Annotated in this window: 20 protein-coding genes; 10 read left to right on the top strand and 10 right to left on the bottom strand. The window is 62.7% G+C overall.

Annotated elements, in window-relative coordinates:
- Positions 1-10 precede the first annotated feature (10 nt).
- Both JQ611_RS05485 and JQ611_RS05480 read right to left on the bottom strand, forming a co-directional pair.
- A complete protein-coding gene (locus JQ611_RS05485; protein ID WP_212464741.1) occupies positions 11-1258 on the bottom strand; it encodes an efflux RND transporter periplasmic adaptor subunit in 1248 nt (415 codons plus the stop codon).
- A gap of 136 nt (positions 1259-1394) precedes the next feature.
- Positions 1395-2792, bottom strand: a complete 1398-nt coding sequence (locus JQ611_RS05480) for a CoA transferase (RefSeq protein WP_212464740.1) — start codon at positions 2790-2792, stop codon at positions 1395-1397.
- A gap of 55 nt (positions 2793-2847) precedes the next feature.
- Between JQ611_RS05480 and JQ611_RS05475 the strand changes: the two genes are divergently transcribed.
- The 4 genes from JQ611_RS05475 (at position 2848) to JQ611_RS05460 (ending at position 6957) form a co-directional block, all read left to right on the top strand.
- A complete protein-coding gene (locus JQ611_RS05475) occupies positions 2848-3135 on the top strand; it encodes a hypothetical protein (protein ID WP_212464739.1) in 288 nt (95 codons plus the stop codon).
- An 874-nt stretch (positions 3136-4009) separates the two neighbouring features.
- The gene (locus JQ611_RS05470; RefSeq protein ID WP_212464738.1) at positions 4010-4780 is read left to right on the top strand and encodes an SDR family NAD(P)-dependent oxidoreductase; all 771 of its coding nucleotides are present in this window, start codon (positions 4010-4012) and stop codon (positions 4778-4780) included.
- Positions 4781-5136: 356 nt separating this feature from the next.
- The gene (locus JQ611_RS05465; protein ID WP_212464737.1) at positions 5137-6654 is read left to right on the top strand and encodes an ABC-F family ATP-binding cassette domain-containing protein; all 1518 of its coding nucleotides are present in this window, start codon (positions 5137-5139) and stop codon (positions 6652-6654) included.
- Between the two features lie 120 nt (positions 6655-6774).
- Positions 6775-6957, top strand: a complete 183-nt coding sequence (locus JQ611_RS05460; protein ID WP_212385669.1) for a hypothetical protein — start codon at positions 6775-6777, stop codon at positions 6955-6957.
- 94 nt (positions 6958-7051) lie between these two features.
- Here the strand turns inward: JQ611_RS05460 and JQ611_RS05455 are convergent, their stop codons facing one another.
- From JQ611_RS05455 to JQ611_RS05435, 5 genes are all read right to left on the bottom strand, one after another.
- On the bottom strand, positions 7052-7534 hold the full coding sequence (locus JQ611_RS05455) for a hypothetical protein (protein WP_212265449.1): 483 nt from the start codon (positions 7532-7534) through the stop codon (positions 7052-7054).
- Positions 7535-7579: 45 nt separating this feature from the next.
- Entirely contained in the window at positions 7580-8683 is a 1104-nt protein-coding gene (locus JQ611_RS05450; protein ID WP_212385671.1) for a helix-turn-helix transcriptional regulator, read from the bottom strand.
- Positions 8684-9035: 352 nt separating this feature from the next.
- Positions 9036-12491, bottom strand: coding sequence for an error-prone DNA polymerase (locus JQ611_RS05445; protein ID WP_212464793.1), 3456 nt, complete (start codon positions 12489-12491; stop codon positions 9036-9038).
- An 11-nt stretch (positions 12492-12502) separates the two neighbouring features.
- Positions 12503-14215 carry a Y-family DNA polymerase gene (locus JQ611_RS05440; RefSeq protein ID WP_409411252.1) on the bottom strand — a complete coding sequence of 571 codons (1713 nt, stop codon included), beginning with the start codon at positions 14213-14215 and terminating at the stop codon, positions 12503-12505.
- The gene (locus JQ611_RS05435; protein ID WP_212464735.1) at positions 14109-14900 is read right to left on the bottom strand and encodes an ImuA family protein; all 792 of its coding nucleotides are present in this window, start codon (positions 14898-14900) and stop codon (positions 14109-14111) included. The genes JQ611_RS05440 and JQ611_RS05435 overlap by 107 nt, the downstream gene beginning before the upstream one ends.
- A 161-nt stretch (positions 14901-15061) precedes the next feature.
- Here JQ611_RS05435 and JQ611_RS05430 point away from each other — a divergent pair, with 161 nt between their 5' ends.
- From JQ611_RS05430 to JQ611_RS05415, 4 genes are all read left to right on the top strand, one after another.
- A complete protein-coding gene (locus JQ611_RS05430) occupies positions 15062-16309 on the top strand; it encodes a putative DNA modification/repair radical SAM protein (protein ID WP_212265454.1) in 1248 nt (415 codons plus the stop codon).
- Positions 16310-16439: 130 nt separating this feature from the next.
- Complete coding sequence (locus tag JQ611_RS05425; RefSeq protein ID WP_212464734.1) at positions 16440-17876, top strand: UdgX family uracil-DNA binding protein; 1437 nt, start codon at positions 16440-16442, stop codon at positions 17874-17876.
- A gap of 450 nt (positions 17877-18326) precedes the next feature.
- Positions 18327-18767: a GNAT family N-acetyltransferase gene (locus JQ611_RS05420; protein WP_212265456.1), complete on the top strand. Its 441-nt coding sequence runs from the start codon at positions 18327-18329 to the stop codon at positions 18765-18767.
- A 97-nt stretch (positions 18768-18864) separates the two neighbouring features.
- Positions 18865-20487 carry an inorganic phosphate transporter gene (locus tag JQ611_RS05415; protein ID WP_212265457.1) on the top strand — a complete coding sequence of 541 codons (1623 nt, stop codon included), beginning with the start codon at positions 18865-18867 and terminating at the stop codon, positions 20485-20487.
- Between the two features lie 244 nt (positions 20488-20731).
- Here the strand turns inward: JQ611_RS05415 and JQ611_RS05410 are convergent, their stop codons facing one another.
- The 3 genes from JQ611_RS05410 to JQ611_RS05400 all read right to left on the bottom strand — a co-directional run bounded on the left by JQ611_RS05410 (position 20732) and on the right by JQ611_RS05400 (position 23528).
- Entirely contained in the window at positions 20732-21904 is a 1173-nt protein-coding gene (locus JQ611_RS05410) for a M20 aminoacylase family protein (protein WP_212265458.1), read from the bottom strand.
- Between the two features lie 158 nt (positions 21905-22062).
- Complete coding sequence (locus JQ611_RS05405) at positions 22063-22257, bottom strand: hypothetical protein (protein WP_212265459.1); 195 nt, start codon at positions 22255-22257, stop codon at positions 22063-22065.
- A gap of 98 nt (positions 22258-22355) precedes the next feature.
- The gene (locus JQ611_RS05400; RefSeq protein ID WP_212464733.1) at positions 22356-23528 is read right to left on the bottom strand and encodes a M20 aminoacylase family protein; all 1173 of its coding nucleotides are present in this window, start codon (positions 23526-23528) and stop codon (positions 22356-22358) included.
- A 227-nt stretch (positions 23529-23755) separates the two neighbouring features.
- Here JQ611_RS05400 and JQ611_RS05395 point away from each other — a divergent pair, with 227 nt between their 5' ends.
- Together JQ611_RS05395 and JQ611_RS05390 are read left to right on the top strand one after the other, a co-directional pair.
- Complete coding sequence (locus tag JQ611_RS05395) at positions 23756-24904, top strand: transporter substrate-binding domain-containing protein (protein WP_212464732.1); 1149 nt, start codon at positions 23756-23758, stop codon at positions 24902-24904.
- A gap of 15 nt (positions 24905-24919) precedes the next feature.
- Complete coding sequence (locus tag JQ611_RS05390) at positions 24920-25528, top strand: ANTAR domain-containing protein (RefSeq protein WP_212464731.1); 609 nt, start codon at positions 24920-24922, stop codon at positions 25526-25528.
- Positions 25529-25579: the final 51 nt, after the last annotated feature.

Here is a 25579-nt window from a genome sequence, read left to right as displayed (position 1 = left end):
GAGCGGGAGATCAGCTGCCGGACGCGGCCCGGTCGATGAACAGCGCGCCCTTTGTCACGATCAGCTCGCGGGGCTTCAGATTGCCGACCACCTCGACCAGATCGCCATTGGCAAGGCCCGCCTTGATCTGGCGGAGTTCAATCGTATGGTCGTCATGCACGACCCAGATCCGGACCTGATCCCCCTCGTAAATCAACGCCGTCTTCGGCACCCCGACCGCCGGATGATCGCTGGCCGAATAGATCGTCACATTGGCGAACATTTCCGGCTTGAGCACGCCATTGGCGTTGTCGACGGTGGCCCGGACCAGCAGCCGGCGCGTCGCCGGATCGATCGCGGTGGAAACGTAATTGACGCGCGCCGACAGCGCCTGGTTCGGCAACGCCAGCACGTTGAACGCGACGTCCTGCCCGACCGCAACATTGGCGGCGTCGGTCTCGCGCACGAAGGCGACCATCCAGACGGTGGAGAGATCGCCGATGACATAGACCGGATCGCTGGCGCCGGAGTTCACATACTGGCCGGGGCCGATCTTGCGCTGGACCACGGTGCCGGCGATCGGCGCAAAGATGGTGGTTTCCGGATTGATGCGGCCCTTTTCCTGGAAGGTCGCGATGTCCTCGTCGGTGAGGCCGAGAATCCGCAGCTTGTTGCGCGCCGCCTCCATCGCCGTCTGCGAAGAGCGCATGTCGTTCTGCGCCTGGATCAGCGTCGCCTGGCTCTGCTGATAGTCCTTGAGCGGAACGGCCTTGCCTTCGAACAGATCCTTGGCGCGCTGGCCCTGCAGTTGCGCCAGATCGAGCGCCGACTTTGCCTTGTTCATGGCGCTCATGGCGCCGATGAAATCGTTTTGCGCCTGCACGTTGTCGGCAGCCTCGATCACGAACAGCGGCTGACCCTTGACGACATTATCGCCGGGCCGGACCAGAAGCCGGGTGACCCGGCCGGCATAGGGAGAGAACACCGGCGTCGAGCGATCCTCGTCGATCGCGATCTTGCCTTCGGTGACGTGCTCGGCCCGGAAGCCCCGCGTGGCAACGGGCTGGATGGTCAGGCTGGCCCATTCGGCTGGCGACAGCTTGTAGCGCTGCTGTCCTCCCTTGCGGGACTGACTGGACACTTCGGAATGCTTGGGCTGGGTCGCGCTAAACTGCAGGAATCCATAGACGCCCGCGCCTGCAAGCGCGAGCAAGGCTATCACCAGCGCCGGTCGCCGGCGGCTAAGCATCTGTAATTGCTTAATCAATTTGCTACGCATGCGGTCTGTTCAACTCAGCAATGGCGACAATTTGCCTCACCCGCTAATAGTGCCTAATCGGAGTTCCAAACAAGCTAAAAAACGAGCACGGCCGTTAATTTTTGGAGAGGTCTGCCTGAACGGCGGCTGAAAATACCTACTCGCGTGCCGGCCATTGCGGCGGGTGGCTGCCAAGCGGCATCGCCGGGCGGGCCCAGAACGCTGGGGTTTTCGACAACAGCGCCGAGTGCCGGACCGACCGCAGTGCACCAAAGCCGGAAGCCACCTCCTCGATAAAGGGCATCACGGTTTCCCCCTTCAAATCCCCGGTCTTGAAGCCATCGGCGACGCGACCGAGATTCCACAGCCACCGACCGGTCTGCGCCAGCGACACCCGAACGTGCCAGCTGCCGCCTTCGCGCGACTGCCGCGCCTTGGCCATCATGGCACCGAACGCCATGAGGTAACCGGTGGCGTGGTCCAGCATCTGCGCCGGCAGCTCTTTCGGCCCGTCGACGCCCGCCGCCTGCCCTTCGGCATGGTTGAAGCCCGTGGACGTCTGCACCAGCGAGTCGAAACCGCGGCGCTCCGCCCAAGGACCGGCATGACCATAGGCCGACAGCGTCACATAGACGATCCCCGGACTAATACGGGCCGCCTCTTCCGGTGCGAAGCCGAGGCCGGCGATCGCAAGCGGCCGGTAGCCTTGTGAGATAATATCGGCCTGCGCCACCAGATCGCGAAACACCGCGCGGCCTTGTTCGCTCTTGAGTTCGACAAAGCTCGTCAGCTTGCCGCGCCCGGTATCGATCGTAAGCCAGGGAATCGCCGGCAGATTTGGACCTGAGATCAACAGCACGTCGGCGCCGTGGGCAGCGAGCGTGCGACCCGCGACGGGACCCGCGATCACGCGCGACAGATCGAGCACGCGAAGGCCGGCGAGCGGCCGATCGCCCTTCGGCCACGGTTTTGGCGCGGCGTCGCCGATCTTCTCGATTGTGATCAGCGGCAATCCGGCAAGCGCCCTGGCGTGCGGCGTTACCGACCATTCGTCGTACGAACGCATCATCGACACCACGCCGCCAGCGGCATAGGCCGCGGTCTCGAACGCCTCGCCATCCCATTGCATCAGCGCGGCCTGGACCTCGTCGCGCTCCGGCTTGCAGTTCAGCACCTTGCAGACGGCGTCGCGGTGATGCGGGAAATTGGTATGCAGCCGCACGAAGCGCGCGTCGCGCGTCTGGTAGACGCCGGCGATCGCGTCCCAGGCCGGCGGCGGCGGCTTGTCGTCAACGCGCAGGTAACGCTCGGAACGGCATTCGACCACGGCGTGACGCATGTCGACGGTAACGTCCTGCGATTGCCCGCTGCGCAATTTCCATATCCCGGCGGCAGCAAGCCCCGTTGCGGCGACGCTGGCCTGCGCGGCGGCGGCGACGCGAAATGACGACGGCAGCTGCGACTCTTCGCCGGTCAGCTGGATGGTATCGAGCGCGGAAGCTTCGCCGCCGGCCGAGGTCCAGATATCGCCGAGAATTTCTCTTATGCTTTTCATGAGCGTCGCTTTCCTGGCCTTTCAAAAGCTGTGTCTAATTTTTAGAGGAGTTGCAATGGCCGCCGTCGACCCCCTGACCGCCGGTGCGGTCCTGCTCGCAACCGCCGCCACCGATGCGGTCTATGTCATGTTCACCTCGGCCGTGGTGGCGCGCAAGCGCGTGCCGGCGGCGACCTGGAGCAGCGTCTGGTATGTGCTCTCGTCCTATGCGGTCATCAGCTACACCGAGAACTGGGTCTATGTGGTGTTTGCGGCCGTCGGTTCGTGGGTCGGCGCCTATGCGACGATCACCTTCCTGCACCGGCCGCCAGGCGGGCCGCCGGTCGGCGCGGCGCCGGAGTAGCCTCGCTGTCGTCCCAGCCTAGTTGCGTAATTGCGCAATCGCTCCGCACGTCGTCCCGGCGAACGCCGGGACCCATACCGCGTGATCTCTCGATAAGGCTTGGTAACAGAGATCGTTCGCAAAACTTCTCCCTGTGGTTATGGGTCCCGGATCGCGCTTCGCTTGTCCGGGACGACGGGGATGTGTGGCCGCATTCTCGCGACGCATTGCGCCCGAGCTTTGCCAGAAACTTCCCGCCCTCATCAAACTGAGGGCGCAGGGAAGACCGGGTGCGCGCTGCACCCGCGGTCCCGTGTGCGGTTTGCACTAAAAAGGCTGCACACGAGCATACAGGGCAGCGGTGAACACCCGGCCTTCCCTGCGCAATGGCTTTACGGCTTATGCCGTGCTCTCCCCGGAGACGAGTTCTTGGTTGACTCCGTCGCCGCCGTTCAGCTCTCGCCTACCCGACAGCTTGACACCTGCAACGGGTGCCAGGACCACACGGTTTTGCCGTACGCTTAGTCCACGCCATCGTCTCAGCGTAAACCAGCGTCCATCGCAACCCGCCCAACGTCCGTGACGACGGCCGACGCCCTTCTGAGTAGGACGGGATGGCCAAGATATGGCCCTGATTTGTCTTCCGGTAAACAGAATTATTTTTTATTTCGGGGCTTGACACGATTTCCGTAAATCAGAACTGATTTGCCCGTCGGGCTATTTTGCCGCACTTGACCGTCATTGCGAGCGCAGCGAAGCAATCCATGGCACGGCTTGAGGCAATATGGATTGCTTCGCTGCGCTCGCAATGACGAGGAGAGAACGACATGCAAATCAAGCTGTCATTCCCCGATGTTCTGCTACAGTGTCGATCGCCAACAAAAGGAAAAACAAAATGGATCTGGGCTTGAAGGGAAGAAACGCCGTCATACTTGGCGGCACGCGCGGCATTGGGCGGGCGATTGCCGACACGCTGGCCGGCGAAGGCGGCAATGTCGCGGTTTGCGCGCGTAACGCCGATCAGGTCGCAAGCGCCGTTGCAGAACTGAAAGCGCGGGGCGTCAAGGCCACCGGCGCTTCCGTCGATATCACCGACGCGGCGGCGCTGAAATCATGGATCGGCGGCGCAGCTGCAGAACTCGGCGGCATCGACATGCTGTTCTCCAATGCCGGCGCCATGGCGCAAGGCGGCGATCCCGCATCCTGGGAGCAGAATTTCCGGCTCGACGTGCTGGGCGCCGTCAATGCATTCGAATCCGCGCGGCCGTTCCTCGAAGCGAGCGGCGAGAAGAGCGGCGACGCCGCCTTTGTGATCATTTCGTCGGTTTCGGCGGCACAGGCCGACAACGCCAGCTCCTACGGTCCGATCAAGGCGGCGCTGGTCCACATGGCCAAGGGCCTGGCGCGGCAATACGCCTCGAAGAAAATCCGCGTCAACGTGGTGTCGCCGGGCACGGTCTATTTCAAGGGCGGCGTCTGGAACTTGATCGAGCAGAACATGCCGAAGCGCTATCAGGACGCGCTAACGCGTAACCCGACCGGCCGCATGGCGACGCCGCAGGAAATCGCCAATGCCGCCGTGTTCCTCGCAAGCCCGGCGTCTTCCTTCACGACGGGGTCGAACCTGATCGTCGACGGCGCGATCTCGAACCGGGTGAATTTCTGATACGTTACCCGTCGCCAGTTGCCGGGATTGACTTGACGATTGACTCGACGAGACTTGCTCTCCTGTGCGGAGCGCGTTATTTTGACGTCACTCAACCGAGAAAGGAGGGCCGCGCGATGATGACGTTCTTCCGGCACTATCGCCAGCGTGGCCCGGTCAACGCCCTGCAAATGCGTTTGCAGGGCTGACCAGAGACTTCTGAACTTCTTCCTGGTCTGCCCTTCGTGGCCATGCGGCGTTGCGCGTTCCTAACGCTCGCGCCTGCATTCTCATTCATCGCCGCGCTTTGACACCGACATCCGACGATGGCTGCGTGCCCCGGATATCGTGATCGCCGGCAAGACCAGAGAACGATCATGACGCTTATTACGATCCGCAATCTCGGCGTGACGCTGAGCGCGCCGCTGTTTTCCCGGCTGAACCTCGTCGTCAATCCCGGCGACCGGATCGGGCTGGTCGCTGCCAACGGTCGTGGCAAATCCACCCTGCTGCGCTGCATGGCCGGCACCATGGAAGCGAGCGAGGGCGAGATCACCCGATCGCGCGGGCTGACGGTGGGCTGTGTCGAGCAGAACGTGCCGGAAGCTCTGATGGAGACCCCCCTCTATGCAGCCGTGCTCGAGGCGCTCTCCGCCGAACAACGCCACAGCGAACGCTGGCGGGTCGATGTTGCCCTGGAATCGCTTTGGGTGCCCGAGGCGTTGCGGCAGAGGCCGCTGAAACAGTTGAGCGGCGGCTGGCAGCGGCTTGCCATGCTTGCGCGCGTGCTGATGACGGAGGCCGACGTGCTGCTGCTCGACGAGCCGACCAACCATCTCGACCTCACCAGGATCAGCCAGCTTGAAAACTGGCTGAACGCGCTGCCGCGCGAGATGCCCGTCGTCATATCCAGCCACGACCGCGCCTTTCTCGATGCGACCACGAACCGGACGCTGTTCCTGCGGCCGGAGCAGTCGCAGCTGTTTTCATTGCCGTATACACGGGCACGCGCCGCACTCCGCGAAGTGGACGCTTCCGACGAGCGGCGCTACCAGCATGACCTCAAGACTGCCCAACAGCTGCGCCAGCAGGCTGCGAAGCTCAACAACATCGGCATCAATTCCGGCAGCGACCTGCTGTTGTCAAAAACCAGGCAGTTGAAGCAGCGGGCCGAAAAACTGGAAGATGCAGCAAAGCCCGCGCATCTCGAACGATCCGCAGGCACAATCAGGCTTGCCAATCGCGGAACCCACGCCAAGGTGATGGTGACGCTGGACGACGCCACGGTCGAGACGCCGGATGGCAGGCTGCTGTTTCGGACCGGCAAGCAGTTCATCTGCAAGGGAGACCGGATCGTGTTGCTGGGATTGAACGGGGCAGGCAAGACCCGGTTCGTCGCCATGCTGCGCGCGGCAATCGAAAATCGAGACGGGGTGCACGCCGGCATCAAGGCCACGCAGTCGCTCGTTCTCGGCTATTGCGATCAGGCTCTTGCCGGTCTTGCTGATGCCGACACTCCGACACACACGATCATCCGCCGCTTCGATGTCGGCGATCAGCGTGCGCGCACGTTGCTCGCGGGTGCCGGCCTCTCGATCGAGATGCAGGGACGTCCGATCGGCCTGCTTTCCGGCGGACAGAAGGCGCGTCTGGGCATGCTGTTGCTGCGGCTTGCCCAGCCAAACTTTTATCTGCTCGATGAACCCACCAATCATCTGGATATCGAGGGGCAGGAAGCCCTGGAGGCTGAACTGATGGTGCATCAGGCAAGCTGCCTGCTGGTGTCACATGACCGCAACTTCGTGCGGACGGTGGGCAATCGTTTCTGGTTGATCGAAAAGAAGAAGTTGGTCGAACTGGAGGAACCGGAAGGGCTGTTTGCAGCGGTCAGTTAGCGCCGCGAGACAGCCCGTTTGCTGTGTGACACGCGTCACGGTGGTGCCCCGGCACGCGTCGTATCCCTGTCATCAGGGATGGCGGGAATGGTCCCGCTGCAGGGAAAACGGGAGACGACAATGACCAAGTCCAGGAACTCAGATCGCAACAACCAGTCGGCCCTGATCGACGATGCGCAGCTCGAGATCGTGGTGGGCGGCGCGATGGACTCCAGGCTTGCGAAGATGTTTGCGGAGCGTGCCGTTGGCGGATGGATCATGCAGGACATCTGGACCCGGCCGACGCTCGGCACCTACCACTAACACTTCTCGATTTGCGCACGATTTTGGTCTCGGCGGCGACGGGCCGCCAAGTTCCACCGGTCACGAATGAGGCCGCCTCGCCTGGCGGCCTTTTTCACGCGCGCTTCCGGCACAGGCCTTCGAACTTGTCCGCCTTCTCGCCGAGTTCGCGAAGCGGGACCTGCTGGCGCGAAGGTCCCACCACCATCACCAGCGACTTCGCCTGCCGCAGCGCCGGGAACAGCGGATCGCTGCCCGGAAGCGAGCCATCGAAGCTCGGCGTGCCGGCTTCCTCGTTCACAAGCGTCCGCCCTTGCAGTTTCGCGGTGACGCTCCCGGCGATCAGCGACGCCGACATCGCCTGGCGCGGCTTCACGCCGGCGCCGGTCTCGTTGATGAAAACCTTCACGACGCCCTGGCCCGGTTTGCAACGGAACGTGATCGGGGTGTCTTCGGCGTTGTCGGTGCCGTAGGACAGCATGGATTGGCCATCCACGGTCCGGAGCCGCCATGTTCGCTTGTCAGCGGGCTGGGCATACGCGGCCAAGGTGGTGGCGATCAGAACCAGCATGGCCGGCGCGGCCAATCGAGCCATCATGAAACCCCCATTCGGCCTTTTCGCAGGCGGCGTGTGGTCAACGCCTTATCGCAGGCGGCTGACCAGCGCAATCAGCTCGCCTTGCCGGTGGGTCTCGGTCTTGCGGAAGATTGCCTTCAGATGCGACCGTGCGGTTTCATGCGCTATTGCCATTTCCTGCGCGACTTCTTCCAGCGACTTGCCGCCGGCCAGACACAGGGTAATGCGCGCTTCCGATGGCGTCAGGCGGAAGGCCTGGCGCAGCATCGCCAACTGTTCGGCCTCGCCTTCATCGAAGCCGGAGAGGATGAGAATGGCGCGGGCCCCGAGAAACGGACTGCGCGCCGCGCCGTCGACCGGCAGCACACGGACGACGATCGGCGGCTTGCCGGCGCGGCGGACCACGATGGGCGCGACGCCCAGCGCATCGACGTCGGAGGCGGTTCTCAGCCGGTCGAGGAAATTATTGAAGGTCGATTGGGCCCGCCTGTCTGATATGACGAGGCGCTGCCCGATGATCCTTATATCGCCGCCAAGGGCGGCTTCCGCAGACGGATTGATGTCGATGACCGATCCGAACCGGTCGAGCGCGATCGCGGCGCGCTTGATGAAGGCCAAGGCATTGGTGATGCCGGACAGCACGCCCCTTCCGACAGCAGTGGAAAGCGTGGCGGTCTCCGTCAATCGCTGGGACAGGCCGGCGAGCGCCGCCTTTTCGGATTCGTCAAAAGCTCCCTCACCGATCGTGCGTTGGATGGAAAAGCCCCACAACGCGGAGCCTGCAAAAAATCCGATAACCGCAAACCAGCGCAGCCCGAAATTGTTCGCATGCGCATACAGGGGATCGCGAAGCATTTCCGTTTCGGAGGTGAAGATGTCCTGGTCGCTGACGATCTGACGGCCCGCGAGCAACAACGGCACGCCGCGCGCCGCGCGGATGTCGTTTTCGTGGAAGCGATTGTCGAAATAGGATTTGAAAAATTCCCGCCCGGACTCCGTCATCGGCACGTCGGGCGTCCGGACGTCGCTTTGAAGCAGGCATGCCGCCGCTGAGTTGCTGGCGCTGCAAATGTCCTGCATCAAGGCAGGCCACATCGCAGGATCGATCACTGCATCGCCCAGCCGGTTGCTGATCGACTGCAACCGGCCAACGTCCACCTTCGTCCCCATTGGTCAGCCTATGCCACTTCCGCCACGCGCTTCGAAACCGGCGTGCAAGACGAGTTCCACCGACCCGATTCTGCGCTGCTGCAGGTTCCGACAAGGAACCCTCCAACGCCACCCCCATTTGGGTGAGACCGGCAGGTAACGTTACCAGCGCTTCTGCAGCAGGTCGGCCAATTTTGACTCGAAGCATCGCATCGCGTCGGCTAAAATTAAGGTCACCGGGGGCTAGAGGATTCTTAAACAATCAATTTTGTTCTTCCCGGGCGGCCGCTGGATTCACCTCCAGCGGCCATTTCATTTTTGCGGCATGCCGTTTTAAGGCGTGCCGTTTTAAGGCGGGTCTTGGCTCCGCACCTCAATGAAAATCCCGCGACGGCGGCAGGATGCGGACGTTGCGCGGATGGCGGATCTTTTGCGCCGATGTCTCGGGGTGGTCGCGGCGGTCGTCGTTGAGCGGCTCGATCAGCGCAGGGCCCGCCGGCACCGGATGCTTGCGGCTGAGTGCATCGTTGGCCAGACCGATCAGATCGTGCGAGCGGTCGAACAGCCGCTGCGCGACCAGATGCGTCACGTGTTCCGGACTGCTCTGGATGTAGCCCTCGACCAGGATCAGGCGCGCGCCCATCACTTCCTTGCGGTACTTTTCCATCACCGCCGGCCACACCACGATGTTGGCGATCCCGGTTTCATCCTCCAGCGTCATGAAGACGACGCCCTTGGCGCTGCCCGGACGCTGCCGCACCAGCACCACGCCGGCGCAGCGGACATGACGCCGGTCGTTGCGATGCGCGATATGTTCGCAAGGCACGATGCGCTCCTTTGAAAACTTCGCGCGCAAAAATTCCATCGGATGGCCCTTCAGCGACAGCCGGATGGTCTGGTAGTCGGCGACCACCTGCTCCGGCAGCGGCATGTCAGGCAGCGGTTTGGCGTTTTCGTCCGGCTGCTCGCGCGCCACCGCTATCTCGAACAGCGGCAGCGGCACATCGTCGGGCAGCCGGCGCACCGCCCACAGCGCGGCGCGGCGATCGAGCCCGAGGGAACGGAACGCATCGGCATCCGCCAGCAGGATCAACGCGCGTTTTGGAAGTGCGGTGTCGCGGGCGAACTCTTCCAGCGAGGTGAAGGGACGGCGCGTTCGGGCGGCGATGATGCGGTCGGCCCAGTCGTCGGTCCCACCATCATTCCGGGGCGCGCGTAGCGCGAGCCCGGAATCCATCTTGCTACGCGGATGCGGTACAATGGATTCCGGGTTCGTCGCTGACGCGATGCCCCGGAATGACGACTGGAGGGCCTTCAATCCCTCCTCATCCGGATCGGCCCATTTGAAACCATCGATCTGCCGGAAGCCGAGCCGCACGGCGCAATATTTCCCTTCGCCCTGTTCCAGCGTGTTCTGCGCAAAGCTGTGTGACACGTCGATCCCGCGCACCTCGACGCCGTTCTTGCGGGCGTCGCCGACGATCTGCGCAGGCGCATAAAAGCCCATCGGCTGCGAGTTCAAGAGCCCGCAGCAGAACGCATCGGGATGGTAATGCTTGAGCCATGACGAGACATAGACGAGCTGCGCAAAACTCGCGGCATGGCTTTCCGGAAAACCGTAAGAGCCAAAACCCTTGATCTGGTTGAAGCAATTATTGGCGAACTCGGGATCGTAGCCGCGGCGGATCATGTTGCCGACCATCTTGGCTTCGAACTTGCCGATGGTTCCGAGATTGCGGAACGTTGCCATGGCGCGGCGCAATCCGTTGGCTTCCTCGGAGGTAAATTCCGCCGCCTCGATCGCGATACGCATCGCCTGTTCCTGGAACAAGGGAACGCCCAGCGTCTTGTGCAGCACGTTGCGCAACTCATCCTTGTTGCCGCCCTTCGGATAGGGATATTCGATATCCTCAGGCCGCATTTTTCGACGCTTGAGATAGGGATGCACCATGTCGCCCTGGATCGGGCCGGGCCGCACGATCGCGACCTCGATGACGAGATCGTAGAAGGTCCGCGGTTTTAAACGCGGCAGCATGTTCATCTGGGCGCGGCTCTCGACCTGGAACACGCCGAGCGATTCACCCCGCTGCAGCATTTGATAAACTTCGTCGTCGTCCTCCGATTTGATATCGGCCAGTTCGTATCGCTCACCCTTGTGATCGGCGATCAGATCAAAGCATTTGCGGATGCAGGTCAGCATGCCCAGCGCCAGCACGTCGACCTTCATCATGTGCAGGGCGTCGACGTCGTCCTTGTCCCATTCGATGAAGGTGCGGTCGTCCATCGCGGCGTTGCCGATCGGCACGTAAGTATCGAGCCGGTCCTGCGTCAGCACATAGCCGCCGACATGCTGCGACAAATGCCGGGGGAATTCGATCAGTTCGGCCGCAAGCGCCACCGCGAGCTCGATCATCGTATTCGCAGGGTCGAGCCCGGCCTGCCTGACCTGCATCTCGTTGAGGCCCTTGCCCCAGCTGCCCCACACCGTATCGGCCAGCGCCGCGGTGACGTCCTCCGTCAGCCCCAGCGCCTTGCCGACATCGCGGATCGCGCTGCGCGGCCGGTAATGGATGACGGTGGCAATGATCGCGGCGCGATGGCGGCCGTAGCGCCGGTAGACATATTGCATCACCTCTTCGCGTCGCGAGTGCTCGAAGTCGACGTCGATGTCGGGCGGCTCCAGCCGTTCCTTGGAAATGAACCGCTCGAACAACAGATCGACCTTGGTCGGGTCGACCGAGGTGATGCCGAGCACATAGCAGACCGCCGAATTCGCCGCCGATCCCCTGCCCTGGCAGAGGATGTTCTGGCTACGCGCATAATGAACGATGTCGTGCACGGTGAGAAAATAATGCGCGTAGTTGAGCTCGGCGATTAGCGCCAGTTCCTTGTGCAAGGTGGCGCGGAGCGTGTCATCGATCTCTCCACCAAAATAGCTGATAACACCCTGCCATGTCAGATCTTCCAGATGCTGCTGCGCGGTCTTGCCCGGCGGCACCGGCTCGTCCGGATATTGATATTTGAGTTGATCGAGCGAGAAATTGATACGGCCGGCAAAGCGCATGGTCTCGGCGATCGCGTCCGGCAGATCGCGAAACAGCCGCGCCATTTCGTGCGGCGGCTTGAGATAGCGTTCCGCATTGGCCTCGAGCCGCTTGCCGACGGCCTCGATGGTCGTCTTTTCGCGGATGCAGGTCAGCACGTCCTGTAGCGGACGGCGCGCGGCATCGTGATACAAAACCTCGTTGGTCGCCAATAGCGGCACCTTTGATGTCAGCGATATCAGATGCAGCCGCGCCAGCCGGCGGCGATCGTCGCCGCGGTACAGGAGACTTGCGGCCAGCCACACGCCATCGGCGCGGCTCGCCTTCAGGCGGTCCAGAATTTTCAAGGCTTCCGCCGAGTCGAAGCGATGCGGCAGCGTCAGCAACAAGAGCTGGCCCTCGGAAAATTCCAGGAGGTCATCCAGTTTCAGATGACACTCGCCCTTGGCGATCCGCTCGGTATCGCCGCCGCGCTTGCCGCGGGTAAGCAACTGGCACAGAAGGCCATAGGCGGCACGGTCGCGCGGATAGACCAGAATATCCGGCGTGCCGTCCATGAAGACGAGGCGCGAGCCGATCAGAAGCTTTGGCTTGTGCAGAAGTTCGGGATTGTCGAGCTCCTTCCAGGCGCGCACCACGCCGGCCAGCGTGTTGTGATCGGCGATCCCGATCACGGGAATACCAAGCCGGCTCGCCTCCTGCACATAGGCGCGCGGATCTGATCCGCCGCGCAGGAAGGAGAAATTCGTGGTGATGCCGATTTCGGCATAGGCAGGCGCTGGCACACCGGGGCTGTTCATGCGAACAGCCCGTGCACGAACCATTTGGGCAGAACGGGTTCACCCTCCTCGTCGCTTTTGAGTTCGCCCTCATAAAGCCCATCGCGAAAAATCCAGAACCGCAGCCCTTCCGCGTCCTCGATGCGGAAATAATCCCGCGTCAGCGCCTCGCCATTCTGCTTCCACCATTCCATCGCGATGCGTTCGGGGCCTTCCACCCGCACCACCGCATGGGTGACGCGCCGCCAGGTAAATTGATGCGGCGGCCCGTCGGGCACGGACGCAAACGGCACGTTGATTGGCTCAGGTCTTTCGAACAGCCGCAGCGGCCGCAGCGGCGGCTCGCTCGCGATACGATCAGGCCAGGCGGCCTCTGTCGCGGCCGCCAGATGATGCTGCGCCGATACCGCCAGCACCGCGCGTTCCGGGATATGGGTGTCCTGCGGCAGATGCACGACCACCCGCTTTCCCCCGATCCGCGCCGCGATGCGGTCGATCAGGGCGGCCAGTTCGTCATTGTCATGGACATTGGCGTCGAGATCGCGCTGCTGCTGCACCACGATTTCGGTGCGGCTGGCGGACAGACGTATCAGGTCAAAGCCGAAGCCGGGATCGAGCGGATCGTTCAAGGCATCGAGCCGCTCGCGAAACAGCCGGTCGATCACCTCAGGCTTGGTCACCGGACGGCCGGTATCGACCGTAATGTTGCGCACCGCGCCGTCAGTGCGGAAGAAACTCGCTTCCAGCCGCCGCGCGCCCTTGCCTTGCTTGTCCATCGCGGTGACCAGCATGCCTGCGAGCGAGGACAGGTTGATCGCGATCACGGTGTCGGTGGCAACAGGTTCGGGAAAGCGTTTTTCGACGATGTAATCCGGCAAGGGTTTTCGCGGGCTGATCGGCGCATCGCCCTGCCCCAGCGCGTGTTCGAGCAAAGTCGTGAAGCCGGCGCCAAATCGCGCCGTGATCTCGTGGCGGGCGCGCGCGGCGACGTCGCCGATGGTTTTCAGTCCGGCGCGGCGCAGGCCGCTGGTGATCGCACTATCGGCGCCGAGCGCCGAGACCGGCAGCGGGCCGACGGCGTCGGCCTCCTCGCCATCGGCAATGATTTTCCCCGACGCATGGCGCGTCATCGTACGTGCGCAGATCGAGGTGCCGGCGATATCAGCGCTGACGACAAAGCCTCTGCGGGTCAGCGCGCCGCACAGGGTCTGCAGCAGCGCGCGCTCGCCGCCGAACAGATGGGCGCAGCCGGTGATGTCGAGATACAGCCCGTGCGGGGGATCGAGCGCCACTAGCGGCGTGAAGCGATCGCACCAGTCGGCGATATCGCCCAGCGTCTTGGCGTCCGCAACCGGATCGGCATCGAACACCGTCAATTCCGGACAGATCGCGCGGGCATTGGCGAGCGGCAGGCCGATCTCGAGGCCGGAGCGCGCCGCGAGATCGTCGAGCGCATAGATCTGCAGCGCGTTGTTTTGCTTGGCGACGACGACGGTGGGGGCTGGCACCTCTCCCGCTCGCGGGGACACACGAACAGCATGACTCGCGGAGACACCCCCACCCCGACCCTCCCCCGCAAGCGGGAGAGGGGGCGGCGCAGCATCCGCGTGGTGAAAATTATTTTCAACCCGCTCTGCGCTGCCCTGCGTAAGCTGCCGCTTGATGCGGTCGATGGGCAGGCGTGGCAGCCAGAGGCTGAGAATTCGCCGGTTCGCTGAAAAGGCACTCATCACATTTCCATTCCATGATCCACCGCCCAACCGGGCCATGACGGTTACGAACGAGCTCGGCGTCGAACACCGGCGCGCCCCACGCATGCCAGGGTGCTGATGGCGGCGAATGCGCCGCGCGCACGATCCACCTTGTCTCCGCGGTCGAGGGCTGCGGCGTCGCCGCCAGCCGCAACAGCAATGCGGTGACGCCGGAAGCCTGCGCTGCCAAAGTCAGTTTGCGGCTGGCGACGAGATCGAGCTGGCGCGGCTCGCCCCAGACTTCCAGCACCACGGCGCCCAGCGCATCGCAGGCCAGCGCGTCGGCGGCGGTCCGTAGCGCCGCGTCGGCATCGGCGGCGCGCACGGTTACCAGCAGCCGCGGATCGAGGCCGAGTTCGGCGAGCCCGCTCATCGACAGCGCGCCGGATTCGATTTCCGAAAAATCCTGCCGCACCCAGACCAGCGGCCGGCGCGATGTCACCCGTCCCGCAAGGCCCGCGATGAATCCCGTCGCCGCCGCACCCTGATGTCCTTCGGCGAAGACTTCATGCACCGCGGCGCGGGCAAGGCCGCCGCACAGCGTCGCATCGGCCTCGGCATGGCCGAGCGCCACTTTGTGAAGCGCATGCGTATCCGCGCCCGCCTCGATGCGCTCGATGCGGCCGCGCAAACTTGCAAGCGTGCTCATGCGCGCGCCGGTCATGCGCCGCTCCTTGGAAATTGTGGGCCATTGCTGGTTTTGAAATGAACCCGCTGCTGGTTCATTTGTTCATGATATGTTCTAATATAAAGCTAACAGGCCCGGCAGAGTCAATCGGGATTACTACTCAGGCGATTCATAAGCGGAATCAAAGGGATTCAAGGATGGACGTGCAACGCAAGCTGGAAATCCTGGCCGATGCCGCCAAATACGACGCTTCCTGCGCCTCCAGCGGCACCGAGAAGCGGGATTCCAGCGACGGCAAGGGCCTCGGCTCGACCTCGCCCGGCATGGGCATCTGCCATTCCTACGCGCCGGACGGCCGCTGCATCTCGCTGCTCAAAGTCCTGCTCACCAATGCCTGCAACTACGATTGCCTTTATTGCGTCAACCGCACCTCCAGCAATGTGCCGCGGGCGCGCTTCACCGTCGACGAGGTGGTGAAGCTGACGATCGACTTCTATCGCCGCAATTACATCGAAGGCCTGTTTCTCTCCTCCGGCATCATCCGCAGCGCCGACTACACCATGGAACAGGTCGTTTCTGTCGCGAGAAAACTGCGCGAGGAGCATCACTTCCGCGGCTACATTCATCTGAAAACCATTCCGGAAGCCGATGATGCGCTAATCACCGAGGCCGGCAGATATGCCGACCGGCTCAGCATCAACATCGAAGTGCCCGAGGAAGCCAGCCTTGCCAAACTCGCGCCGGAAAAAGACGTGCGCGCGATCCGCCGCACCATGGGCCGATTGCGGCTCAAGCTCGATGAAGCGCAGGACAACAATAACAACAACAAGACCGTAACAAAGGCAAAGCCGCCGCTCTTCGCTCCGGCCGGCCAGAGCACGCAGATGATCATCGGCGCGGATGCGGCCGACGACAAAACCATTCTCCATACCAGCGCCAATCTCTATGGCTCCTACAAACTCAAACGCGTCTATTATTCCGCCTTCAGCCCGATCCCGGATGCCAGCCGCGCGTTGCCGCTGGCCGCTCCTCCGCTGGTCCGCGAGCACCGGCTCTATCAGGCCGACTGGTTGATGCGGTTTTATGGTTTCGACGTCGGCGAGATCGTCGACGAAGCCGCCGGCATGCTGCCGCTCGATATCGATCCAAAACTCGCCTGGGCATTGCGGCACCGCGACCGGTTTCCGCTCGATGTGAACCGGGCCAGCCGCGAGGACCTGCTGCGCGTGCCCGGATTCGGCCGCAAGGCCGTCGATCGCATCATCGCCACGCGCCGCGTCACATCGATCCGTGCGGCCGATCTCGCCCGGCTGCACATCCCGAGGAATAAGGCGCTGCCGTTCATCGTTCTCAGCGATCACCGCCCGCAGCCGCATCTGCTCGACGGGGCGAAGCTGGCGGAACGATTCAGGCCGAAGGCGACGCAATTGGGGTTTGGGTTTTGACCACAGTCGTCATTGCGAGCGAAGCGAAGCAATCCATAGCGCCACAAGCGGAGGAATGGATTGCTTCGTCGCTTCGCTCCCTTGCGCAAACGCTTCGCGTTTGTCGCAGGCAATGACGAGGAGGAGAGACATGCACCACATCACCCTCGACGGCGAAACCGATTTTGACGGCTGGCGTAAGGCGGCACGGACGCTGGTGCTGAATGATGTAAGCCCGGCCGACGTGACATGGCGTGTGCAAGGTGACGCGCCCGAATTGTTTGAATCGACCACCCCACTGCCCGACCCGCCAAATGCGACTTTCAACGTCCCGACCAAATTCGTCGAGCTGGTGAAAGCCGCGATCCTGCATCGCAATAGCGAACGCTTTGCCATCCTCTATCGCCTGCTGTGGCGGCTACGCGGCAACCACGACCTGCTTGTCGTTGCGACCGATCCTGACGTGGCGGAGGTCGCGGCGATGGCAAAGGCCGTGCACCGCGACGAGCACAAGATGCACGCCTTTGTGCGCTTCCGTGAAATCGGCCGCGAGCAGAAATCGCATTTCGTCGCCTGGTTCGAGCCGGAGCATCATATCGTGGAGCTGGCCGCGCCGTTCTTCGCCCGGCGCTTTGCCGACATGCCCTGGTCGATCCTGACGCCTGACGTCTGCGCGCATTGGGATGGCCATGCCGTTTCGATCACGCCGGGGGTAGCTAAGGCCGAGGCGCCGACCGAAGATCGGTTGGAGGAAACCTGGCGGCGTTACTATGCCAGCATCTTCAATCCCGCCCGGCTGAAGGTGAAGGCCATGCAAACCGAAATGCCGAAGCGATATTGGCGGAACCTGCCGGAGGCCTCGTTGATTAAGCCTCTGATCGAGAGTGCCGAACGCACCGCCAGCGCCATGATCGCGCATGCGGCGAGCGAACCGCATAAATCGCAGAAGCGGCAGGAACCGCCGATGAAACGCAAACAGGCAGCCGACGACATCGAAATGCTGCGGGAAGAAGCCGCCGATTGCCGCGCCTGCCCGCTCTGGAAGGACGCCACCCAGACCGTGTTCGGCGAAGGCCCACAGAATGCCCAGGTCATGCTGGTCGGCGAACAGCCCGGCGACAAGGAAGACCTCGCGGGCAAGCCGTTCGTCGGACCGGCCGGCCAAATGCTGGATCGTGCACTGGATGAGGCCGGCATCGACCGTTCAAAAGTCTACGTCACCAATGCCGTGAAGCATTTCAAGTTTGTGCCGCGCGGGAAAATCCGCCTGCACCAGAAGCCGAACACAGCTGAGATCAAGGCTTGCCGGCAATGGTACGAACGCGAACGCGCCGCCATCAAGCCTGTCTTGGTTGTGGCGATGGGTGCTACCGCAGCGCAGAGCGTGTTCGGCAAAATCACGCCGATCAACAAAAGCCGCGGACGCCTGATTGATCTCGAGGACGGCGCGACGGCTCTTGTCACCGTGCATCCGTCCTATTTGCTGCGGCTGCCGGACGCCGACGCCAAGGCGCAAGAGTATCAGCGCTTCGTGGCCGATCTCAAAATCGCGGCAGCCTTGCTGCGAAAATCGGCGCACGCTGCCTGAATTTTCGCGCATCCCAAAGCGAAGTGGATACCGGTTCGCGTCAAGAAAACGCGTCAAACCAAGAATCAATTGCCAGTTCCGATTCAATCGGAACTGGCAATTGGGGAACCGCAAATTCCCGTTACCGCCCCCTCGAAAACTGACAAATAAATGTACAACCTTCAATTGATCGATGATACTATCTCATTCTCTTGGGGAGGGGTTGGGGCGTCCTGTTTACGCCATGACGTTCCCATGGGGTCGGCGCGCTGTGCGGTTTCCTCTAGCCCCGGTGCCGTGCAGCGCGCGACCTGTCTTGGTCATCATCTCTTGGCCATCATCCCTTGGCCATCATCCCTTGCGGCGATCGCCCCTCGCGGCTTCTTGCCTTGGCATTGCCCGGCAGGCGCGGCAACGCCAAACTGCCGCCATGCAGATTCAAACCGCGCGTAAATCTGACATCCCGCCATCATGCGCATCGAACGCGTGGAAGGCTATGTGCGTCTGATCGGCCGATGGGAGACCGAACAGCACGCCGCTGAAATCGAAAACCCGTCTTCCCGATATCTGGTGGCCTGCGACGGAACGGAGATTGCCGGATTTGCCATTTTACAAGGCATCGGAAGCGCCAACCAATGCGTTCGGCTCAGGCGCATCGCGGTTGGAACCCCCGGCTGCGGCGTCGGATCGGGCCTGCTGCGATCGGTCCTGCAGATCTGCTTCGAAGATCTGGCGGCGCATCGCGTCGAACTCTTTGTATTCGTTGAGAATGAACGGGCCTACCGGACTTACCTCAAAACCGGGTTTGTCGAGGAAGGCGTGGTTCGCGATCTGCACCGGAACCCCGACGGAGCCTTCCGGTCGATGCGCCTGATGTCCATGCTCCGAGGGGAATGGGTGGCGCGCCCCTGACATACCGGCACGCACGCGTGGACGCCGCCCCTGTCATCTAACCTTCAACTCCATCGGTCAAAAGATTAACCGCCGTTAGTATTTCAGGGGGTTTGCCATGACTGATATGACACTCAATTCATCGATGGGAGCACCGATCCAGCCGGCTTCCAGGCCCAATCTCGACAAGGGGTTCAACCCGCTCACGATGATCCTGTTCTTCGGCATTCTCGCGGCCGGGTTCCTGTTCGTGATGTACAGCATCTATGTCGACGTCGAAGCCACCGGCGCCAAGGTGACGACCTATCTGCCCTATATCCTGCTGCTGGTCGCGCTCGTGATCGCGCTCGGCTTCGAGTTCGTCAACGGCTTCCACGACACCGCCAATGCGGTCGCGACCGTGATCTACACCCACTCGCTGCCGGCCGAATTTGCCGTGATGTGGTCGGGCTTCTTCAACTTCCTCGGCGTGCTGCTGTCATCGGGCGCGGTCGCGTTCGGCATCGTCTCGCTGCTGCCGGTCGAACTGATCCTGCAGGTCGGGAGCGGCGCCGGCTTTGCGATGGTGTTCGCGCTGCTGATCGCCGCGATCGTGTGGAATCTCGGCACCTGGTATCTGGGCCTGCCGGCTTCCTCTTCGCACACCCTGATCGGCTCGATCATCGGCGTCGGCATCGCCAACGCGCTGATGCGCGGCCGCGACGGCACCTCGGGCGTCGATTGGACCAAGGCGACCGAAATCGGCTACGCGCTGCTGCTGTCGCCGCTGTTCGGCTTCTGCATGGCCGCTATCCTGCTGCTGGTCCTGAAGTTCGTCGTGCGCAACCCGGCGCTGTACGCCGCGCCCGAAGCCAACAAGCCGCCGCCGCTGTGGATCCGCAGCATCCTGATCGCCACCTGCACCGGCGTCAGCTTCGCCCATGGTTCGAACGACGGTCAGAAGGGCATGGGCCTGATCATGCTGATCCTGATCGGCACCGTGCCGACCGCCTACGCGCTGAACCGCGCGCTGCCGGAATCGCAGGTGGTGCAGTTCCAGAAGACCTCCGAGGCAGCTTCCAAGGTGATCGCTGCCAAGGGCGCTGGCCACAGCATCATCGGCGATCCCCGCCCGGCGGTGACGCAATATGTCGCCGCGCGCAAGATCAGCGAAGGCACCTATCCATCGCTGGCCGTGCTGGTGAAGGACGTCGGCGACCAGGTGCAGAAATACGGCACGCTCAACAAGGTGCCGGCTGAAGCCGTCGGCAACACCCGTAACGACATGTACCTGACCTCGGAAGCGATCCGCTTTTTGATGAAGGACAAGGAAAACGACCTCAAGAAGGACGAGGTCGCCACCCTCAACGCCTACAAGGCCTCGCTCGACAGCGCCACCAAGTTCATCCCGACCTGGGTCAAGATCGCGGTCGCGATCGCACTCGGCCTCGGCACCATGATCGGCTGGAAGCGCATCGTCATCACCGTCGGCGAGAAGATCGGCAAGACGCACCTGACCTACGCGCAGGGCGCCTCCGCCGAGCTCGTTGCCGCCGGTACCATCGGCGCCGCCGACATTTTCGGCCTGCCGGTCTCGACCACGCACGTGCTGTCGTCGGGTGTCGCCGGAACCATGGCGGCCAACGGATCCGGCCTGCAGCTAGCCACCATCCGCAACCTCTTGATGGCCTGGGTGCTGACGCTGCCCTGCGCGATCATGCTGTCGGCGAGCCTCTACGTGCTGTTCTCTTACATTTTCTGACGAGAGACTGCGGCGGTCTCTTCCGCTGCAATGCAACAGAAAGGCCCGCGCCACCGCACGGGCTTTTTTGCGTGAGCCTCGAATAACGCTGGTCGCTCCGGGTTGGGTCTAGGCCGCTAAAGCGGTTTGAGCCAGCGACGATAGCGCGCGTATCGCACGCCAAATAAAAGAACGCCTGCATGAACATGCAGGCGTTCTCTCAAGTTGCCGTAGAAGTGTAAGAGACGTTTGGCCTGCGCTTGCCTCACGCCGGCAGCGCGTTCTCCACCAGCTTGATCCAGTACGACGTGCCGTGGACGATCGCCTCGTCGTTGAAATTATATTCGGGGTGATGCAGGCCCGCGGTGTCGCCATTGCCGCAGAAGATGAACGCGCCCGGCCGGGCTTCCAGCATGTAGGAAAAGTCCTCCGCGCCCATCAGCGGCGGGGTCTCGTGCACATTGGCCTCGCCGGCGATTTCTCTGGCGATCCGCGTGGCGAAGTCGGTTTGCGAAGCATGGTTCACCGTGACGGGATAGCCACGCTTGTAGGTAAGGTCGATCTTGGCGCCGGTGATCTGCGCGACGCCGGCGACCACCTCGGTCACCCGCTTCTCGACCAATGCGCGAACTTCCGGCGTCAACGTCCGGATCGTGCCGCGTAATTCGGCGGTTTGCGGGATCACGTTGCGGGCGTTGCCGGCCTGGAACTCGCAGACCGAAATCACCGCCGACTCCAGCGGATCGATGCTGCGCGACACGATCGACTGCAGCGCGGTGACCACCTGCGCGCCGACCAGTACGGAATCGATGCAGATATGCGGCCGTGCCGCGTGGCCGCCAAGCCCGGTGATCTTGATGTCGAGCTCATCGGTCGCCGCCATGATCGGGCCGGGGCGAATGGCGAAACTGCCGACCGGAATGCCCGGACCATTATGCATGCCATAGACCTGCTCGATGCCGAAACGGTCCATCAGGCCGTCCTTGATCATGGCGTCGGCGCCCGCGCCACCCTCTTCGGCGGGCTGGAAGATCACGACCGCATCGCCGGCGAAATTGCGGGTCTCGGCGAGATAGCGGGCGGCCCCTAACAGCATCGCGGTGTGGCCGTCATGGCCGCAGGCATGCATCTTGCCGGGATTCTTGGAGGCATAAGGCAGGTTGGTCGCCTCCTCGATCGGCAGCGCGTCCATGTCGGCGCGCAGCCCGATCACCTTGATGTCGCCCTTGCCGGCAGGCTTCTTGCCCTTGATGACGCCAACCACGCCGGTGCGGCCGAGGCCGGTCGCGACCTCGTCGCAGCCGAATTCGCGCAAGCGATCCGCGACGAATGCCGCAGTGCGGTGCACGTCATAGAGCAATTCGGGGTGTTGATGGATATCGCGGCGCCAGGCCTGAATATCGGGTTGGAGGTCGGCGACGCGGTTGACGATGGGCATTGCAAATTCTCTGCTTCCGGGTTGAACGCTTGCCTGTCTAGCATGCAAGACGCGCTCCACCCAGCACCCTACCGCAGAGGCCCTATCCATCCGGGGCGCTTGCCAAAGGGGGAGCCCGGGCGGGCTTGCCATCTTAACGCTTTGCGCGCCGGCGGTCCTTAGACCGGGCCACCATTCCTGCGGTGCAGGTTCGGAAACAGGAACACCAGAGGGAGTGCCAGCGGCCCGATGAACGCAGCAATCCACGCCCAAACCTTGAAGCTGCGTCCGCGACGCTCGGCCAGTCGGCCGGCAAGGTAGATCGAAATGACCGTTCCGATCATCAGCAATGCGAAGGTCGCGTTGGCGCTCATTGGCAGGCTCCAATGTACCTTGCGGAAGGCACAACATAAAGCTGGCCACGCGGCGACCGGCCGTCAAGCCGACCTCGTTGAAATGCCCGTGAACGGCCTCACGCCGCCAGCGTGTTCTCGACCAGCTTGATCCAGTACGAGGTGCCGAACACGAGGGCCTCGTCGTTGAAATTGTATTCGGGGTGATGCAGCCCCGCGCTGTCGCCGTTGCCGCAGAAGATCAGCGCGCCCGGCCGCTGCTCCAGCATGAAGGCGAAATCCTCACCGGCCATCAGCGGCGGCATCTCGTTGACATTGGCGTCGCCGGCGATTTCCCGGGCGGCCCGGACCGCGACGTCGGTCTGCGGGACATGGTTGACCGTCACCGGGTAGCCGCGGTTGTAGGTCAGGTCGATCTTCGCGCCCATGATCTGCGCCACCCCGGCGACGACCTCGCGCACGCGCTTTTCCACCAGTTTCCGCACTTCGGCGTCCAGGGTCCGGACGGTGCCGGCCAGTTCAGCGGTTTGCGGGATCACGTTGCGGGCATTGCCGGCGTGAAATTCGCAGATCGAAATGACCGCCGATTCCAGCGGATCGACGCTGCGCGACACGATCGACTGCAGCGCATTGATCAGCTGCGCGCCGACCAGCACGGAGTCGATGCATTTGTGCGGACGCGCGGCATGCCCGCCCCGCCCCTCGATCCGGATGGCGACAGCGTCACCTCCGGCCATGATCGGACCGGGGCGAATGGCGAAGCTGCCGACCGGAATGCCCGGACCGTTATGCATGCCGTAGACCTGCTCGATGCCGAAACGGTCCATCAGCCCGTCCTCGATCATCGCAACGGCCCCCGCGCCGCCTTCTTCCGCCGGCTGGAAGATCACGACCGCATCGCCGGCAAAATTGCGCGTCTCGGCAAGATAGCGCGCCGCCCCGAGCAGCATGGCGGTGTGGCCGTCATGGCCGCAGGCGTGCATCAAGCCCGGGTTCTTCGAAGCATAAGGCAGGTTGGTCGCTTCCTCGATCGGCAGCGCATCCATGTCGGCGCGCAGCCCGATCACCTTCACCTCACCCTTGCCGGCGGGCCTATTGCCCTTGATGACGCCGACCACGCCGGTGCGGCCAATACCGGTGACCACCTCGTCGCAGCCGAATTCCCGCAACCGGTCCGCCACCAGCGCCGCCGTGCGGTGCACCTCGTACAACAACTCGGGGTGTTGATGGATATCGCGGCGCCATGCCTGGATATCGGGTTGCAGATCGGCGACGCGGTTGACAATGGGCATGGAACTGATCGTTTTCTGGTTGAACGTTTGTGCCTCTGTAGCATGCAAGACGCGAACCACCCAAACATCCCCTCGGCAAACTGGCGTTGCCAGCCCGACCTGAACTCGCTAAGCTCCTCGCGACGGCATGATTGGCCGTCGTAGCGGCAGGTTTGGCCGTACCTCATGAGCAGGGTAGCTCTCGACCGGCAACGGGCGGGAGCTTTTTGTTTTTTGGAATGGTGGCAATGGACGCAGGCAGCTGGCGAGTAGGCGTTTTGTTTTCCGAAACCGGCGTTACCGCTGCGATCGAGAGAACGCAGCGCGCGGCGACCCTGCTGGCGATCCAGCAGATCAATGCCGCCGGCGGCGTGCGCGGCAAGCCGATCGAGCCGATTTGCTACGACCCCGGCTCGGTCCCGCAGCAATACCGCGAGCTGGCTGTCAGGCTGTGCGATGAAGATCACGTCCGCATGATCTTCGGCTGCCACATGTCCAGTACGCGCAAGGCGGCGCTCCCCATCATTGAAGCGCGCGGCGCCCTGCTGTTCTATCCCACGCTGTATGAAGGCTTCGAATATTCGCGCAATTGCATTTACACCGGCGCCTCTCCCAACCAGAACTCGGTCCAGCTCGTCGACTATCTCACCAACAATTACGGTCGCCGGGTCTTTCTGGTGGGCTCGAACTACGTTTACCCTTACGAATCAAATCGCATCATTGCCGATCTGTTTCTTCAGGCCGGCGGCGAGGTCCTCGACGAGCTTTACGTGCCGCTGGAATTGACGCCGCTTCATATCGAAAAGATCATCCAGCGCGTCAAGGCAAGCAAGCCGGATGTCATCTATTCGACCATCGTCGGCGCCGGCATCATCCCGTGTTTCAACGCACTGGTTCAGTCCGGCCTCGACATGTCCAAAACGCCGGTCGCGAGCCTGTCCACCAGCGAGGCCGATCTCGTCCAGATGGCGCCGGAGGTAATCCGCGGGCATATCACCGCCGCGCCGTTCTTCTCGACGCTCGGCAGTGCGCAGGCGCAGGCATTCGTCCGGGCCTGTCGAGAGGCTTGCGGACCGGATACGCCGGTGACTGCGCCGGCGGAAGCCGCGTATTTTCAGGTCTTCCTCTATGCCGCCGCGCTGGAACGAGCGGGCAGCGATCGCTACAGCGAACTGCTGCCGGCGCTCTATGAGGTGGAATTCGAGGCGCCGCAGGGAAATGTGAAGATCGAACGGCTGAACAACCATACGCATCTGTGGCCCCGCGTTGCCAAGGTCAATGCGCGAGGCGAATACGAAATCGTGCACGAACCCACGGCCCGGGTTCAGCCTGATCCCTTCATGCTGGAGCATCGGCTGGGTTCATCCGAACCCGTGCCGCAGCCCGTGCGAATGTAGCGGAGAGCCGTTCAAGTGTCCGTCGCGCTATTGAAAGACCTGCGGGACCTCAACGTTCTCGTCATCCACCCTTTGGACGCTGAGGGAGAGTTTCTGGTCGATCATCTGCGGCGGATCGGATGTACGGTGAATTGCCGCTGGCCCGTCCCCACCGAACTGCCTGCGCATACGGATGTGCTGTTTCTGTCGATCGACGACGAGACGCGCCCCGAAACCGAACGGCTGCTCAAGTCCATCACGCAGCCGGCGCCGACTATCCTGGCGATCGTCTCTTACGAAAATCCATCGACGTTGCAGATCGTTCTCGAAAGCGGGGCGCTGGCCGTCATCGAGCGGCCGCTGAAACCGTTCGGGCTGCTGACCAACCTGGCGATCGCGCGAAATCTCTGGTTGCAGCAACAGGCCCTCAGCAAGCAAGCGCGCAAGTACAAGCGCCGGCTGCTTGGCGATCAAAGAATGGCAAAGGCAAAAGCGATCCTGATGTCGAGCAGCAGGCTCAGCGAGGCTGAAGCCTATCACGAGATACGAAATCGAGCGATGGCGAGCCGCGTTCCGGTGGACGAGGTTGCCAATCTGATCATCAGGTCCGAAGATATGTTACGCAGCAGAGCGCAAGCAGATTAGGCTTGCAAATGAGCGCGAGAGCAGATTAGCATATTGACGTTGATAGTGCCC

The sequence above is a fragment of the Bradyrhizobium sp. AUGA SZCCT0182 genome (assembly GCF_018130185.1).
Lineage (GTDB): Bacteria > Pseudomonadota > Alphaproteobacteria > Rhizobiales > Xanthobacteraceae > Bradyrhizobium.
The sequence above is the reverse complement of the archived record's forward strand: the minus strand, read 5'-3'. Positions and strand labels throughout refer to the sequence as shown.